General features: G+C 71.0%; 13 protein-coding genes and 1 pseudogene. 5 read left to right on the top strand and 9 right to left on the bottom strand.

Annotation, left to right across the window (positions count from 1 at the left end; all coding sequences use genetic code 11):
- Nucleotides 1–149: 149 nt before the first annotated feature.
- On the top strand, nt 150–1,175 hold the full coding sequence (locus ACFWBY_RS20735) for an endonuclease/exonuclease/phosphatase family protein (protein ID WP_385340389.1): 1,026 nt from the start codon (nt 150–152) through the stop codon (nt 1,173–1,175).
- 85 nt (nt 1,176–1,260) lie between these two features.
- Here the strand turns inward: ACFWBY_RS20735 and ACFWBY_RS20730 are convergent, their stop codons facing one another.
- Nucleotides 1,261–3,015, bottom strand: coding sequence for an NAD+ synthase (locus ACFWBY_RS20730; RefSeq protein WP_385340387.1), 1,755 nt, complete (start codon nt 3,013–3,015; stop codon nt 1,261–1,263).
- A gap of 49 nt (nt 3,016–3,064) precedes the next feature.
- On the bottom strand, nt 3,065–4,438 hold the full coding sequence (locus tag ACFWBY_RS20725; protein WP_385340385.1) for a DUF4352 domain-containing protein: 1,374 nt from the start codon (nt 4,436–4,438) through the stop codon (nt 3,065–3,067).
- A gap of 651 nt (nt 4,439–5,089) precedes the next feature.
- Here ACFWBY_RS20725 and ACFWBY_RS20720 point away from each other — a divergent pair.
- On the top strand, nt 5,090–5,803 hold the full coding sequence (locus tag ACFWBY_RS20720; RefSeq protein WP_385340383.1) for a DUF998 domain-containing protein: 714 nt from the start codon (nt 5,090–5,092) through the stop codon (nt 5,801–5,803).
- A complete protein-coding gene (locus ACFWBY_RS20715) occupies nt 5,800–6,684 on the top strand; it encodes an alpha/beta fold hydrolase (protein ID WP_385340382.1) in 885 nt (294 codons plus the stop codon). The genes ACFWBY_RS20720 and ACFWBY_RS20715 overlap by 4 nt, the downstream gene beginning before the upstream one ends.
- Nucleotides 6,685–6,762: 78 nt before the next feature.
- On the opposite strand, the gene ACFWBY_RS20710 is transcribed toward ACFWBY_RS20715, so the two are convergent.
- The 4 genes from ACFWBY_RS20710 to ACFWBY_RS20695 form a co-directional block, all read right to left on the bottom strand.
- Complete coding sequence (locus ACFWBY_RS20710) at nt 6,763–7,182, bottom strand: CBS domain-containing protein (protein WP_385340380.1); 420 nt, start codon at nt 7,180–7,182, stop codon at nt 6,763–6,765.
- A gap of 235 nt (nt 7,183–7,417) precedes the next feature.
- The gene (locus tag ACFWBY_RS20705) at nt 7,418–8,137 is read right to left on the bottom strand and encodes a DUF305 domain-containing protein (RefSeq protein ID WP_385340378.1); all 720 of its coding nucleotides are present in this window, start codon (nt 8,135–8,137) and stop codon (nt 7,418–7,420) included.
- Entirely contained in the window at nt 8,134–8,784 is a 651-nt protein-coding gene (locus ACFWBY_RS20700) for a DUF3105 domain-containing protein (protein WP_385340376.1), read from the bottom strand. Before ACFWBY_RS20700 ends, ACFWBY_RS20705 begins: the two co-directional genes overlap by 4 nt.
- Before the next feature lie 62 nt (nt 8,785–8,846).
- A complete protein-coding gene (locus ACFWBY_RS20695; protein ID WP_385340374.1) occupies nt 8,847–9,230 on the bottom strand; it encodes a hypothetical protein in 384 nt (127 codons plus the stop codon).
- 173 nt (nt 9,231–9,403) lie between these two features.
- On the opposite strand from ACFWBY_RS20695, the gene glnA reads away from it, so the two are divergent.
- On the top strand, nt 9,404–10,765 hold the full coding sequence (glnA, locus tag ACFWBY_RS20690) for a type I glutamate--ammonia ligase (protein ID WP_356514039.1): 1,362 nt from the start codon (nt 9,404–9,406) through the stop codon (nt 10,763–10,765).
- A gap of 76 nt (nt 10,766–10,841) precedes the next feature.
- On the opposite strand, the gene ACFWBY_RS20685 is transcribed toward glnA, so the two are convergent.
- The 3 genes from ACFWBY_RS20685 to ACFWBY_RS20675 form a co-directional block, all read right to left on the bottom strand.
- Complete coding sequence (locus ACFWBY_RS20685; RefSeq protein WP_385340372.1) at nt 10,842–11,258, bottom strand: tyrosine-type recombinase/integrase; 417 nt, start codon at nt 11,256–11,258, stop codon at nt 10,842–10,844.
- Nucleotides 11,249–11,389, bottom strand: coding sequence for a hypothetical protein (locus ACFWBY_RS20680; RefSeq protein ID WP_385340370.1), 141 nt, complete (start codon nt 11,387–11,389; stop codon nt 11,249–11,251). The genes ACFWBY_RS20685 and ACFWBY_RS20680 overlap by 10 nt, the downstream gene beginning before the upstream one ends.
- Before the next feature lie 581 nt (nt 11,390–11,970).
- Nucleotides 11,971–13,515, bottom strand: a complete 1,545-nt coding sequence (locus ACFWBY_RS20675) for a hypothetical protein (protein WP_385340368.1) — start codon at nt 13,513–13,515, stop codon at nt 11,971–11,973.
- A 710-nt stretch (nt 13,516–14,225) separates the two neighbouring features.
- Here ACFWBY_RS20675 and ACFWBY_RS20670 point away from each other — a divergent pair.
- Nucleotides 14,226–14,312 (top strand): annotated as a pseudogene (locus tag ACFWBY_RS20670) (glutamine synthetase); the annotation flags it as partial.
- Nucleotides 14,313–14,589 lie beyond the last annotated feature (277 nt).

Genomic DNA, 14,589 nt, shown 5'->3' with positions numbered 1-14,589 from the left:
GTGCGCGTTTCGTGACAAGCGGAACCCGGACCGCTCGGCCGTTCGTCCTCCCGGACGTACGGCCGACACAATCGGCACGGAACGCTCCGCATATCGCCTAGGGTCAAGAGGCGGGGACGGAGCGCGAGCACGGCAGCGAGGGCAGTGGCATGGCACAGGCGTACATGACGGAGACGGGAAACGGCGGCTCGGAGCCCGAGCCCTCCCGGTCCGGTCTCCGACGCCGGCTGGCCGATCTGAAGGCAGACCGCGGCGTCTGGCGCCGCGGGATCGTGCTCGCCGCGCTCGCGGTGCTGATCTCGCTCGTCATGATCTTCCACGCCTCCCTGCCCAACGACATCGGCAACCTCGGCAGCCTCATCGAGACCTTCCTGCCCTGGCTGGGCCTGGCCGTCCCGGTCCTGTTCGCCGCGGCCCTGCTGCGCAGGTCGGCGACCGCCCTGATCGCGATACTGCTGACCGCCGCGGTCTGGGTGAACCTCTTCGGCGGCCTGGTCACGGACAAGTCCCACGGCGGCGGCAACCTCACCGTCGCCACCCACAACGTCGACGCCGACAACACCGACCCGGCGGGCACCGCCGCGTCCGTCGCCACGTCCGGGGCCGACGTCCTGGCCCTGACCGAGCTCAAGGGCAGCGCCGTACCCGTCTACGAGAAGGCCCTCAAGGGCACGTACAAGTACCACTCGGTCGAAGGGACCGTCGGCGTCTGGAGCAAGTACCCGCTCACCTCCAGCGCGCCCGTCGACATCAAGATGGGCTGGACCCGGGCCATGCGCGCCACCGTCAAGACCCCCCACGGCGACGTCGCCGCCTTCGTCGCCCACCTTCCGTCGGTCCGCGTCAAACTCAACGCCGGCTTCACCGCCAACCAGCGCGACAACAGCGCCGACGCCCTCGGCGCCGCGCTCGCCGCCGAGCCGCTGGGCAAGGTCGTCCTCCTCGGCGACCTCAACGGCACCGTCAACGACCGGGCCCTGTCCGAGGTCACCTCGCAGCTGCGCTCCACCCAGGGAGCGTCCGGCGACGGCTTCGGCTTCAGCTGGCCCGCGCAGTTCCCCATGGCCCGCATCGACCAGATCCTGGTCCGCGGCGTCACCCCCGAGGCCTCCTGGACCCTGCCCCGCACGGGCAGCGACCACCTCCCCATCGCGGCCCGGGTCACGGTCGAGTAGGACCGCCCGCCGCCCGCCCGTACGAACGCCGGTGCCCCGGCCGCTTCCAGGAGCGGCCGGGGCACCGGCGTACGAACCGGTCGAGCTACGCGTGCTCGCGCCAGCCGTTCGTGATGGGCAGTCGGCGGTCCTTGCCGAAGCCCTTCGCCGAGATCTTCGTGCCCGGCGGGTACTGCCGGCGCTTGTACTCCGCCGTGTCCACCATCCGCAGCGTCTTCGCGACGAGCTCGCGGTCGTAGCCGGCCGCGACGATCGACTCCAAGCCCTGGTCGCGGTCCACGTACAGCGCCAGGATCCCGTCCAGCACCGGATAGTCCGGCAGCGAGTCCGTGTCCACCTGCCCCGGGCGCAGTTCGGCGCTCGGCGGCTTCACGATGGAGTTCTCCGGGATCGGCGGGGTCTCGCCGCGCTCGGCCGCCGCCCGGTTGCGGTACTCGGCGAGCCGGAAGATGTCGCTCTTGTAGACGTCCTTGATCGGGCCGTACGCGCCCACCGAGTCCCCGTACAGGGTGGAGTAGCCGACGGCCAGCTCCGACTTGTTGCCCGGGGCCAGCACGATGTGGCCCTCCTCGTTGGAGACGGCCATCAGCATCGTGCCGCGCAGCCGCGACTGGAGGTTCTCCTCGGCGAGCCCGGTCAGGCCCAGCGAGCCCATGTACGCGTCGAACATCGGCTCGATCGGCACGGTCCGGAAGTTCAGACCGGTCCGCTCGGCCAGGTCGGACGCGTCGCCCTTGGAGTGGTCCGAGGAGTACTTGGACGGCATCGAGATGCCGTACACGTTCTGCGCGCCGATCGCGTCGCAGGCGATGGCCGCGACGAGCGCGGAGTCGATGCCGCCGGAGAGCCCGATCAGGACCGAGCGGAAACCGTTCTTCCGGACGTAAGCGCGCAGGCCCACGACCAGCGCGTCGTAGATCTCCTCGTCGTCCTCCAGGCGCTCCGCGTAGCCGCCGGTGACGACCGCCTCGTACGGCTCGACCGGCTCCTCGGAGAGGATCACCCGGTCGATGCGCAGACCGTCGTCGACGACTCCCTCGACGGGCGTGGCCGAGGCGGCCGGCAGGTCGAGGTCGACCAGTACGCAGCCCTCGGAGAACTGCGGGGCGCGCGCGATGACCTCCCCGTCGGCCCCGACGACGATCGAGTCGCCGTCGAAGACCAGCTCGTCCTGGCCGCCGATCATGGCCAGGTAGGCGAGGGTGCAGCCGGCCTCCTGGGCGCGCTTCTGCACCAGTTCGAGGCGCAGGTCGTCCTTGTTGCGCTCGTACGGGGACGCGTTGATCGAGATCAGCAGTCCGGCCCCGGCGGAGCGGGTGGCGGGGACGCGGCCGCCTTCCTGCCAGAGGTCCTCGCAGATGGCCAGGGCCACGTCCACGCCGCGCACCCGGATGACGGGCTGCGTGTCGCCCGGCACGAAGTACCGGAACTCGTCGAAGACGCCGTAGTTGGGCAGGTGGTGCTTGGCGAAGCGCAGGACGACCTTCCCGCCGTGCAGCACGGCGGCCGCGTTCTCCGGGGACCCCGCCGGGCGGCCGAGCCGGGGCGCGGCCTTCTCCGTACGGTCGAGGTAGCCGACGACGACCGGCAGGTCGCCGAAGCCCTCGGCCGCCAGCCGCTGCGCGAGGTCGCGCAGCGCGGCACGGGAGGCCTCGACGAAGGAACCGCGCAGGGCGAGGTCCTCGACGGGGTACCCGGTCAGCACCATCTCGGGGAACGCCACCAGGTGGGCGCCCTGTTCGGCGGAGTGCCGGGTCCAGTGGACGACCGAGTCGGCGTTCGCGGCGATGTTGCCGACGTGCGAGTCGATCTGATTCAGAGCGAGGCGAAGTTGAGGCACGGGCCCAGTGTAATCGTCTTTCTGACGCGATGTCCTGGGAGCCCGCGATTCAGCCGATCGGACCGCTGTACTTCACCGAGGGGAGCCGGCCGCCGGGGGTGATGTCGGCGGTGAGGTTCGCCGTGCCCTTGGGGACCTCGTAGGCGATGACCCCCGTCGCCGTGGCGCCGGGCAGGATGTCGCCCCTGACCATCTTGGGCATCTCCCCGTCGAAGACGAGCTTGCCGGCCAGGCCCTGCTCGTCACGGAGGTTGGGCACCGAGTAGATGATGTTGAGCGTCTCGGTCGAGTTGTTGGTGATGGTGAGGGTCACCTCGACCGCGTTGCCCACCTTGATGTACTCGCTGTCGGTCACGTACTTCTTCGGCGCCGACACCTTCACCTCGACGCCGCTCGGGTACTTGAACGTTTCGCCGAACGGCAGCGCGCTGGTCATGCCGGGCACCTGGGACGGGGACGGCGAGGCCTTCGGCGTCGGCAGCGCAGGGGTGCTGGGCAGGGCCAGGTCGTCCTCGTAGTAGTCGCCGTAGCGGCGCTCTTCGGCGACCGTCCTGTCGATCTTGTCGATGACGGTCGAGGTGATGAACCAGCCGCCGACCGAGGCGCCGACGCCGAGGAGGCTCAGGGCCGTGCCGACGGTGGCCATCGCGGCGCGCGGGGCGCCCTTGCGGGAGCGGACGACGGCCGCGATCCCCAGACCCAGGCCGGTCAGGGCGAGGAGGGCGCCCGCCCAGAAGAAGAAGGGGATGAGGCTGACGAAGATGCCGAACAGGCCGAGGAGCAGCGCGGCGACGGCCATGCCGTTGCTCGCGGGCGGGGGAGGCGGGAAGCCGGCCGGGTGCGGCGCCTGGAAACCGCCGCCGGGCGCGCCCCAGGGATTGCCCGGCTGGGGGGCGCCGGGGGCGCCGTGGCCGTACGGGGCTCCGTACGGGGCTCCGTACGGGGGCGCCGGGGGAGCGGCGGCGGCCGGCGCGGGACCGACCGGGGCGAAGGCGCCGGGGGCCGGGGCGACGGGCGGCGCCGAGTGCTGCGCGGCGGCGGCGGGGACCTCCGCGGGGCTCTCGGCCGGGACCTCTGCGGGGGCCTCTGCCGGCGGGGCGGCCGGCGTGGCGGCGGGAGCGGCGGCGACGACCTCTGCCGGGACCTCTGCGGGGACTTCTGCCGAGCGGGCGGCCGGGACTTCTGCGGGGACTTCTGCCGAGCGGGCGGCCGGGACTTCTGCGGGGACTTCTGCCGAGCGGGCGGCCGGGACCTCTGCCGCGACTTCTGCCTCTGCCCCGGCCTCCGCCGCGGGCTCCGTCGCGGGCTTCTCGAGCGACAGGGGCCGCGAGGGCGCGGGTATGGAAGCTTCGGGTTCGGGGGTGCCCTCGGGCTCCGTCGGCGGACCGGACGGGGTGATGGGCGGGTTCGGCGGGGTGCTCATACCGGCGGGAAGTCCTTCAGGTCGCAATCGGCGCGTGACGATCACCAGCCTGTCATGCCCGGCGGCCTCCCCGCCGGGCATTTCGGACCCGGGCTGCCCGGGCTCGGAGCGCGCCGTCCGGCCCGATCTCCGGCCCGATCTCCGGCCCGGTCCCCGGGCCGGCCCGGCGCGCGGGCCGCGCCCCCGAGCGGCGCGGCACGGCGCGGGCCGGCGGGTCCGGCTCCTAGGGTCGGCTGGGTGGGCGCGCGCCGAGTGCGGCGCCTCGGACGAGCCGAGCCCGGCCGGGGCAACGCGGTGGCCGGCGGTCGCGTCCTCCAAGGCGGGGGACCGGTCCGGACGGCCCGGCGTGCGCAGGGCGGCGACGCCCGGCAACAGTGCGACGGGCAGCGGCGGCCGGGACCGGCCGGGGCCGCCGGACAGCTCGTCGCTCGGTACGCGGGGCGGGGCGCGTCATGGGCGGAACCCTACCCGGGGTGGGTATCCGAACGGAGAACCGTGCTCGCCGTGTTTAGGATTAGTCACACTATGTCCATAAAAGGTCCATCACGTGAGTCAGCCCGGTCGGGTCAACCAAGCCACGGTCGAGCAAGCCGGTCGGGTCGGCCAGGTCCGCCGGGTCGGCAGGGCGGGCCGGGCCGGTCAGGTCAGCTCGTGAACGGTCCGCCGGGTTCGCCCGCCCCGCCTCCGGCCGGCGCGCGACCCGTCGCCGTCCTCATCGGGCTCGGCGCCGCCGCGTACACCGCGTGGGTCCTCGAAGTCGTCCTGTCCACGGGTCTCAACCCCATCGAGACCTACGTCAGCGAGCTCGCCGCCCAGGACCAGCCGCTCGGAGGCCTGTTCCGGGCCACGGACTTCACGGCCGGGTTCCTCGTCTTCCTCGGCGGACTCCTCGCCCTGACGCGCCTCGTCCGGCATCGGGAATCCCGCCGCTTCTGGTCCGTCGCCGGCTGGGCCGGGGTCACCCTCTTCGGCGCGGCCACCGCGGCCGACGCCTGGCTGCCGCTGAGCTGCGCGCCGACCGTGGACCCCGAATGCGCGGCCCGGGAGACCGCCGGACTGGTCCCCGCCACCCATCAGGCCCACGCCGTCAGCAGCAGTCTGGCCATGACCGGAGCCCTCGTGGGGATCGTGGCCCTCACGCTCGCCGCCCGCCGCTACGGACGCCTCGCCCCGCTCGCCCGCTTCGGCCCCGCGCTCGTCGCGTGCGAACTGCTCGCCACCGCCTGGACCCTGTCCTCCATCGCGATGTTCACCGCAGGACACGGCACGTGGGCCCTCGGCGCCGGGCAGCGGCTGCAGGTGCTGTTCGTGGCCCTGTGGCTGGGGCTGCTCGCGTACTCCGTCCACCGGGAGCGCCGAACGTGACCGCGTCCCCGGCCGCTCCCGGCCGGTTCCTGCGCGTCCCGGCCGTCGACGGGGTCCCGCTGCACGTGGTCGTCGAGGGCGCCGGGCCCCCGGTCGTGCTCAGCGCCGGGCTCGCCATGGCCTGGTTCGACTGGGACTCCGTCGCCGAGCTGCTCGTCGCCGCCGGCCGCACCGTCATCCGCTTCGACCGGCCGGGGCACGGGCTCAGCGCCCCCGCCTCGCGGCCGCCGAGCGCCGCGGGGGAGGCCCACCGCATCGCCGGACTGCTGGACGAGCTGGGCCTGGGCGGCGCGCGCGCCACCGTCGCCGGGCACTCCATCGCCGGGTTCCACGCGGAGGCCTTCGCCCGGCTCCACCCCGGGCGGACCGCCGCCGTCGTGCTGGTCGACAGCAGCGTGGAGGAACACCCCCGCACGCTCCTGCCCGCCGACGTGCGCACCGCCGCCGCCCGCGCGCTCGGCCGGGCCGTTACCGCCGCCGGACTGCCCGCCGCGCTGGGACCGTGGGCCCGGCGGGCCACCGTACGGGCTTCCCGCACGGGCGGTACGGACCCGGCCGCGCGGGACCTCGTACGCCGCTGCTACCGCACCGGCCGGGTCTGGCGCGGAGCCCTCCTGGAGAACTCCCGCTACCCGGACGCGGCCGCCGAGGTACTGGCGCTGCGCGCGGAGCACCCGCTGACGGCGCCCGCCACGGTCCTGGTCGGCCACGACGGCAATCCCGGCCGGCGGTCCCTGCACTGGCTGGCCCGTCAGGCGGAGCTGGCCGACCGGCTCGGCGCCCGCTTCGTCGTCGCGGAGCCGGCCGGGCACCTGGTCATGCACGACCGCCCGCACCAGGTGGCGCGGGCGGTCCTGCACGCGGCGGAGCCGGACGCCTAGGCCGCCCCGCGGCGGACCGGGCGCCCGGCCTCGCCCACGCGGCGGACCGGGCGCCCGGCCCGGTGGGGTACCGGGGTCCTAGCCCCTCGCGTAGACCTTCTCCGCCCAGCCCGCTATCTGCTGCTCGGAGAGGTGCTTGGCCAGATCGGCCTCGCTGATCATGCCGACCATCCGCTTGTCCTGGATGACGGGGAGCCGGCGGATCTGGTGGCTCTGCATCTCCTCCAGCACCTCGGAGACGTCCGCGCCCGCGTCGATCCAGCGCGGGGTGCCCTGGGCCATCTCGCCCGCGGTCGTCTTGGCCGGGTCGTGCCCCTTGGCCACGCAGCCGATCACGATGTCGCGGTCGGTCAGGATGCCGCAGAGGCGTTCGTTGTCATCACTGATGGGCAGCGCGCCCACGTTGAGGCGGCTCATCAGCTGAGCCGCCCGGTCCAGGGTCTCGGTGGCGGGGATCCACTGGGCCCCGGGGTGCATGATCTCTCCGGCGGTGGTCATCGCGTCAACCTCCTGAGCGCCGTAGCGGCCGGGCGCGGACGCGCCCGCCTCGGCTTCCCCATCGTCATTCACCCGTTCGGACCACGCGACTCCACGGGGGCGACAGGGGGCCGTACGGGTGACCCCGGCAGGCGGCCGGGAGCCCCCGGCAGGCCGTACGGGCGCCCGCGCGGCTACCCGTACGGCCCACGCGTACGCCCCCACCCGCAGGGCCCCCGTACGGCCGTGCCCGTCGTCACCGCGCGGGCTCGGCCCCGCGCTGCGCCAGCATGTCGGCCATCAAGGTGAGCTCCGACTGCTGCGCCGCCACCATGCCCTGGGCCAGCGCCCGCTCGGCCGGGGTCTCACACCGGGTGGCGCACCCCTGGGCCATGGCGACACCGCCCTGGTGGTGCTCGGTCATCAGCCGGAGGTAGAGCACCTCGGCGTCCCGGCCCTCGGCGGAGCCCAGCCGGAGCAGCTCCTCCTTGGTGGCCATCCCGGGCATGAGGGCGCCGGGCTTGGTGACGACGCCGCCCATCTCGTGGCCGTCCGCCTCGTGACCGTCCGTGCCGCCGCCGCCGTTCGTGCCGTGGCCGTCCCCGGCGTGTCCGCCGGTCTCCATCCAGGACATCGGCGGCTCGTCGGCCACCACCTTCGGCAGCCCCCACAGGTCCAGCCAGCCCAGCATCATGCCGCGCTGGTTGGCCTGGGTGTTGGCGATGTCGTAGGCGAGGCCGCGGACCGCCTCGTCCTTCGTGCGGTCGCGCACGATGAAGGACATCTCCACCGCCTGCTGGTGGTGCACGGACATGTCCCGTGCGAAGCCCGCGTCGGCGGAGTAGAGGCCCGGAGCACGGGGAGACGTGGCGGAATCGGCTCCTCCCGCGGTGGCGACCGTGGCCCCCACCGCGAAGAGCAGCGCCAGGCCGACCGCCGTGCCCGCGGCCCAGTACGTCCGGGACGGGCGGGTCACTTGTCGGCCAGCCCGTTCGTGCAGGCCGCGCCCGGCTCGGGGGTCTGCGGGCCCTGCACGTACTTGGTGAAGAACTGCGCCACCCGGGGGTCGTCGGCCTTCTCCACGGTCAGCTGCTTGCCCCACGCGCTGAGCATGATCGTGCCGGTCTGCTCCTTGTCCGGGCTCATCAGCGTGTACGGGGTCTTGGCGACCGTCCCGGCGAGCGTGTCGACGTCGGCCTTGTCGGCCTTCTCGTTGTACGTCACCCACACGGCGCCGTGCTCCAGCGAGTGCACCGCGTTGACCTCGGGCAGCGGGTTCTTGTAGACGTCGCCGTTGCAGTTCATCCAGCGGGGGCTGTGGTCGCCGCCGACGGGCGGGTTCATCTCGTACTTCACCGGGGTGTCGACGTGCTTGCGGCCCAGCTTCGCCGCGTCCCAGGTCTGCTCGCCGTCGACCGGCGCCTTCGCGGCCGCCACCTTGGCGTCCTTCTTGTTCTGCTGGTCGATCATCACCCACGCGCCGAAGCCGACCAGCCCGGCGACGACGGCGGCGGAGGCGGTGATCGCGATGGCCTTGTTGCGCCGGTCGCGGATCTGGTCGGCGCGGCGCATCTCGGCTATGCGCGACTGGCGGGAGTTGTTGTCGGACTTCCTGCTGGCCATGTGCCCTGAATCCTTCTGCTGAGGGGGGTGGAGGAGATACACGCGTGCCGGAGCCGGATCGGTCAGGTCCGCAGCACCTGGAGGGCGTACAGGTCGGGGCCGCGCGCGAGCGCTCCGGGCGCCCGGGACGGGCCCGCACAGGCGGGGGGCCCGCCGGGCCAGGGCGCGCCGGAGGCGGCCACCAGGGCGGCGGGCGGCGGCACGGGCAGGACGCCGGGGGTCCGGTGCGAGAGCGGGGAACAGCCCGGCAGGTCGTGCGGCGACACGCAGACGACGTGCTCCGCGCCCGGGGCATGGGCGGCCGGATGGCCGGCCGCGTGGTCCGTACCGGGCCGCGCGCACAGGAACACCGCGCCGGCCAGCACCCCGAAGGCCATCAGGAGGACGGCGCGCCGGAGCAGCGGACGTCCTCGACGTCCCCGCTCCGCGTGCTTCCGGCCCCCCATGGGCGCCGATGGTAATGCTCATGACGGGTCCGAGGTCAGTGCGGGGGTGCCGCCGGCTTTCCGGGGTGCGTAATCTGGCGGAAACCACCGCTGGCGATACTGGGCCGGCCCGACTGTGCCCCCGGTCCCCGGGAGAGTGGTGCACAGGCCGCCTGAACTGCGAGGATGAAGGTATGGACAAGCAGCAGGAATTCGTCCTCCGGACGCTCGAGGAGCGGGACATCCGCTTCGTGCGCCTGTGGTTCACCGACGTACTGGGCTTCCTCAAGTCCGTCGCGGTCGCGCCGGCGGAGCTGGAACAGGCCTTTGACGAAGGCATCGGATTCGACGGCTCGGCGATCGAGGGGTTCGCGCGGGTCTACGAATCCGACATGATCGCCAAGCCGGACCCGAGCACCTTCCAAATACTGCCGTGGCGCGCGGAGGCCCCCGGGACCGCCCGGATGTTCTGCGACATCCTGATGCCCGACGGCTCCCCCTCGTACGCGGACCCCCGGTACGTCCTCAAGCGCATCCTGAACAAGACCTCGGACCTGGGCTTCACCTTCTACACCCACCCCGAGATCGAGTTCTTCCTGCTGAAGGACAAGCCGCTCGACGGCACCCGGCCCACCCCGGCCGACAACTCGGGCTACTTCGACCACACCCCGCAGAACGTCGGCATGGACTTCCGCCGCCAGGCCATCACGATGCTCGAATCCATGGGCATCTCGGTCGAGTTCAGCCACCACGAGGGTGCCCCGGGCCAGCAGGAGATCGACCTCCGCTACGCCGACGCCCTCTCGACGGCCGACAACATCATGACCTTCCGCCTGGTCATGAAGCAGGTAGCCCTCGAACAGGGCGTCCAGGCCACCTTCATGCCGAAGCCCTTCTCGGAGTACCCCGGTTCGGGCATGCACACCCACCTCTCCCTCTTCGAGGGCGACCGCAACGCCTTCTACGAGTCGGGCGCCGAGTACCAGCTCTCGAAGGTCGGCCGCTCCTTCATCGCCGGCCTGCTCAAGCACGCGGCGGAGACGGCCGCGGTCACCAACCAGTGGGTCAACTCCTACAAGCGCATCTGGGGCGGCTCCTCCCGCAGCGCCGGCGCGGGCGGCGAGGCCCCCTCGTACATCTGCTGGGGCCACAACAACCGCTCGGCCCTGATCCGCGTCCCGATGTACAAGCCCGGCAAGACCGGCTCCTCGCGCGTCGAGGTCCGCTCGATCGACTCCGGCGCCAACCCGTACCTGACGTACGCCGTCCTCCTGGCCGCAGGCCTGAAGGGCATCGAGGAGGGCTACGAACTCCCGGCGGGCGCCGACGACGACGTCTGGGCCCTCTCCGACGCCGAACGCCGCGCGATGGGCATCGAGCCGCTCCCGCAGAACCTCGGCGAGGCCATCTCCCTGATGGAGCGCAGCGAACTGGTCGCGGAAACCCTCGGCGAGCACGTCTTCGACTTCTTCCTGCGCAACAAGAAGCAGGAGTGGGAGGAGTACCGCTCGGAGGTCACCGCTTTCGAACTCCGCAAGATGATGCCGGTGCTGTAGTCGCAGGTCAGCGGGCGATACTCCGGTCACACGGCATCCCGGGCCGGCGGCACTCAGCCGCCGGCTCGGACCCGTTTCACTCCTCCTGGGCCGCCTGTGGGCCGTCAGTCGCCGGATCGGTCGCCCGGTAGACGTCATCGACGGCCCGCAGGGTGCGCTCGTGGCTGCTCGGCATCAGGTGCGTGTAGACCCGGAGCGTGAAGCCGGGGTCGCTGTGGCCGAGGTACGTGCTCAGGGCCTTGATGTTCTCCCCGGAGTCCAGCAGGACGGACGCGTAGAAGTGCCGCAGCGCGTGCATCCCGTGCTCGCGCGCGGCCTGGTGGCGCTCGCCCGGCCGCGGCTGCGGAATGACGCCGGCCTGCACGAGGGCGAACTTCCACACCCGCGTGTTGAAGTCGGTGCGCCGCACTGCACCCCCGCCCGGGAGGGAGAACAGCAGCCGCTTGGTGACGAGCGGCCCATCCGGCTTCAGCCAGGGGAGCGTCACGTCCACCGGAGGGACTCCTCGCGGTGCTCCCGCAGCACCTGCCCGATACGGCGGGGGAGCGGCACATCCCGTTCCTTCTCCCGCTTGGGCGGACCGAAGACGAGGTACCCGTTCGCCACCTTCACCTGATTGGCCACCCGTGGCCATTCGCCGCGGAAGTCGTCCGGGTCGTCCGCCAGCCCGAAGATCTCACCCTGCCGGAGCCCCAGGCGCCGCCGGCGTCGGCCATCGCCCGGTACCGCTTCGGCAGCGCGGCACGAATGGCGAAGAGCCGCTCGGGCGTCCACGGCCTGACCCGCGGAGGGACCGGAGCGGGCGCCCGGACCGTACGGGCCTTGCACGGGTTCTTCGCCAGCAACTCGTCATCCACAGCGGCGGCGAGCACGGCGGACACGCTCGCGAAGATTACGCGCCGGTACGAGGAGACTGCCCACGGCGACTCCCACCGAAGCTTGCGATGCGAACGCCGAGCACTCGGGAGTCAGCCGTTCAAGCAACCACCGCTGCACCACTCGTGCACCACATGGCGCGGGTGACCGCAGTACACCACGGTCACCCGCGAGCGACTAGCACAGCGGAAGACTCGGTGAATCTGCAGGTCAGCCTTGGGTTGCGCTTGGCGAGTCGGGGATTCCCAAGCTCATAGCCTCGCAAGTCCCGCCCGCCGGGCCGTCGGAAGGCGGCCGCCATGCCATCTCAACACCTTGTGGTCGTTTCCTCACGGCTGATGGTGATGCAGTTGACTTGCCATGCGTCCGACGCTGACGGTGATCGGATGCATGGCCGACAGGTGGGTGCAATCGGTTTCGAGCGCGGTGAGGCGCTCTAGTGCGTCGCCGTCTCGCCCGGCCTCCATCAGAAACTGAACCACCCACCTGCGTCGGTCCAACACGGCGAGGTCCCCTGGTCCCAGTGTGCTGATGCTTTTTTGTACGGCGGTTTCGAGGAGAGCTAGGCCCTCGTCGTGGGCTCCAGACGCAAATGTGCTGCTTGCGAGTCCAAATTCCAGACCCAGGACGACGCGATGATTGTCCCCCAGTATTGAGACTGCCCTGCCTGTAAGTCGTTCGTAAAGAATGCGGGCTTCGGAATGGCGGCCACAGTGCAATGTGAAAGACGCGACCATGCTTTCCGCCATCAGGGTCTCCTCATGGTCAGCGCCGAACTCTTGTCGAAGAGCCCGCATTCGCTGCTTGGCCACGGCCAAACCTTCCTCTGCGGACCGTATGGGCTCGTCCAATTCCCATAAAATTACCTCGGCTTGGCCGATACCTGCTTCTGCCGCACGTCGCAGTGCTGGGAGGGCGAGCGGGAAATTGCCAGACAGATAGACGTTGCAGGCAATCGTGTAGGCCTCATGGGGCGATGCAAGGTCCATTACTGCAACCCAGACCGGTTCTGGTATGGCGTCATGCGCAGGAAGGTCGATCAAATAGTCGAAAGCCAGGAGTCCGTGTTCGATGTTGCCGAGTAACAGACTGTTCGCACCCGCTGGGACTGTAGGGGTCAGAGCCCAGGTCAGCGCCTCTGGGAACGACTCGGGACGCAATTCCGTCCCACCGCGACGAACAAGGTAGCCCTCGTGAAGCTGCTGGAGAACTTCCGCGGGCAGAGGGCCGTGGTAGCCAGCGCGGCGGGCATCGACAGCCGCTGCAACCAGTGCCGCTCCGCGAGGGTGGTGTCCTGGGACCCACGCATGCTGCCAGCCTTCGACCAGTTCCGGGCCAGCCGCTAACAGTTCGGCCACCCCGAAGCGTTGATCGCCGGCCAATGCGCGGACGAGTCGGGGGTCGGTCGTCAGTGCACGAGCGCGTTCGCGCTCGGTGTCTGTCCATCGCCTCTCGACGTGGACCACTTGAGCTTGTCTCAATACGGCCCGGCCTTGACGCCAAATTTCATGGGCCGGCCCGGAAGCCTCGATCTCCGCACGATCACGGTAGCGGTCGTACTCGTGACTGCGCATGGTGGCCAGAACCAGCACCTGCCGGCCCGAGATCAGCAGGCGGTGCAGCGTGGACGTGGTCAGCCCTCCTGGCCCCAGGAAGCGTTCCAAGTCATCCAGCCACACCACACTGCCGTTTGTGGCTTCCCAGTCGTCCAACAGCACGGCAATGGCTTCGCGTGTTGAGGGAGCTACAAAACGGTGATCAGGATGCAGCAGCCGAATCGCCTCGAAAGCAGCTCGCGTCTTACCCGCAGTGGACTCGCCGACCAGCAGTACGAAGCCCCCACGGCGCAGGGCAGCGTGCAGGTGCGGCTCCATGTCGCGAGTGACATACGCCGGAACCCGATCGAGCCTGCCCTCCCGCTCAGTGGTCTCGGCCGGGTGCACTCCCACCGCGATGGGGTCCCGTAGATCCCGCACCAGGGGAAAGCGCCCTTCAAGTGAGGCAATCTGCAAGGCATCAGGCCGACGACGAGCCGCCTCAGCCTGCCGCTGCCACTCCGATTGAGCGCCTAGTGCAACAACACTCGCTACGGCCGCGACCGCAGCCCCCAGCACTCCTGCCGATGCCTCTGACCCCCAGAGAGCAGCGAGCAGTCCGATCACCGCGCTGATGACCACTACGGCTACCAACCGCACCCACGGTCGGTACTGACTCCCCGTAACCCCCACCGTTCCCCCTACCTCCGACGGCCAGGAACTCCCCGGGGAAGCCTTCCCTGAGTAAACGGGACCGAACCGGTAGGTGTAAGGCCACACTGGTTTATTCAACGCGCGGTGATGTACGAATGCCCGCGACAGAGCGGAGGTCTGCTTGCCGTGGGAGCAGGCCGCAAGGAAGGGCACGGAAGGTCACGTCATGGGGACGTTGCGTCGATCTGTAAATCTGCCAGTCCCGCCCGGCGGGGCCGTCTGTGGGCCGTTGAAGGGTGGCCCACAGCGACCAACAACGACCAATGAAGACCGTCCGATCACAGGTCAGAGCTGCGTCATCTCGATCGCACGAGGTCGGTCCGGGCCGATGTAACTTCCTGCGCAACCAGAAGCAGGAGTGGGAGGAGTACCGGAGCGAGGTCACGGCTTTCGAACTCCGCAAGGTGATGCCGGTGCTGTAACACCAGGTCAGCAGCGCTGTCAGAATTTTCTGACACTCCGGGCCGACGGTCACCGACCGTCGGCCCGGAGTCGTCTCACTCGCCCTGGGGTACGTGCCGAGAACGGCGTCGGCGTCGTCGAGGTCGACGACCGTGAGGTTCGCGCACCGGGGTGGAAGGCGACGGCTCCGGCCTGCTGCCGGGCACGGGCCCGTGCCGGGAGGTGAGCACGATCGGGTCGGCGATGGCGGCGGCCCAGCCATGGCACAGGGCCGGACACCGGCAGGACCCGGCCGCT

Origin of the sequence: Streptomyces sp. NPDC060049 (assembly GCF_042736715.1) — a bacterium.
GTDB lineage: Bacteria > Actinomycetota > Actinomycetes > Streptomycetales > Streptomycetaceae > Streptomyces.
Note: the sequence above shows the minus strand (reverse complement) of the source record. Positions and strands in the feature narration are given on the sequence as shown.

Coding starts and splice junctions, on each gene's coding strand:
- ACFWBY_RS20735 (WP_385340389.1), top strand. CDS start 150: ATGGCACAGGCGTACATGACGGAGACGGGAAACGGCGGCTCGGAGCCC.
- ACFWBY_RS20725 (WP_385340385.1), bottom strand. CDS start 4,438: ATGAGCACCCCGCCGAACCCGCCCATCACCCCGTCCGGTCCGCCGACG.
- ACFWBY_RS20710 (WP_385340380.1), bottom strand. CDS start 7,182: ATGACCACCGCCGGAGAGATCATGCACCCCGGGGCCCAGTGGATCCCC.
- ACFWBY_RS20700 (WP_385340376.1), bottom strand. CDS start 8,784: ATGGCCAGCAGGAAGTCCGACAACAACTCCCGCCAGTCGCGCATAGCC.
- ACFWBY_RS20695 (WP_385340374.1), bottom strand. CDS start 9,230: ATGGGGGGCCGGAAGCACGCGGAGCGGGGACGTCGAGGACGTCCGCTG.
- glnA (WP_356514039.1), top strand. CDS start 9,404: ATGGACAAGCAGCAGGAATTCGTCCTCCGGACGCTCGAGGAGCGGGAC.
- ACFWBY_RS20675 (WP_385340368.1), bottom strand. CDS start 13,515: ATGGAGCCGCACCTGCACGCTGCCCTGCGCCGTGGGGGCTTCGTACTG.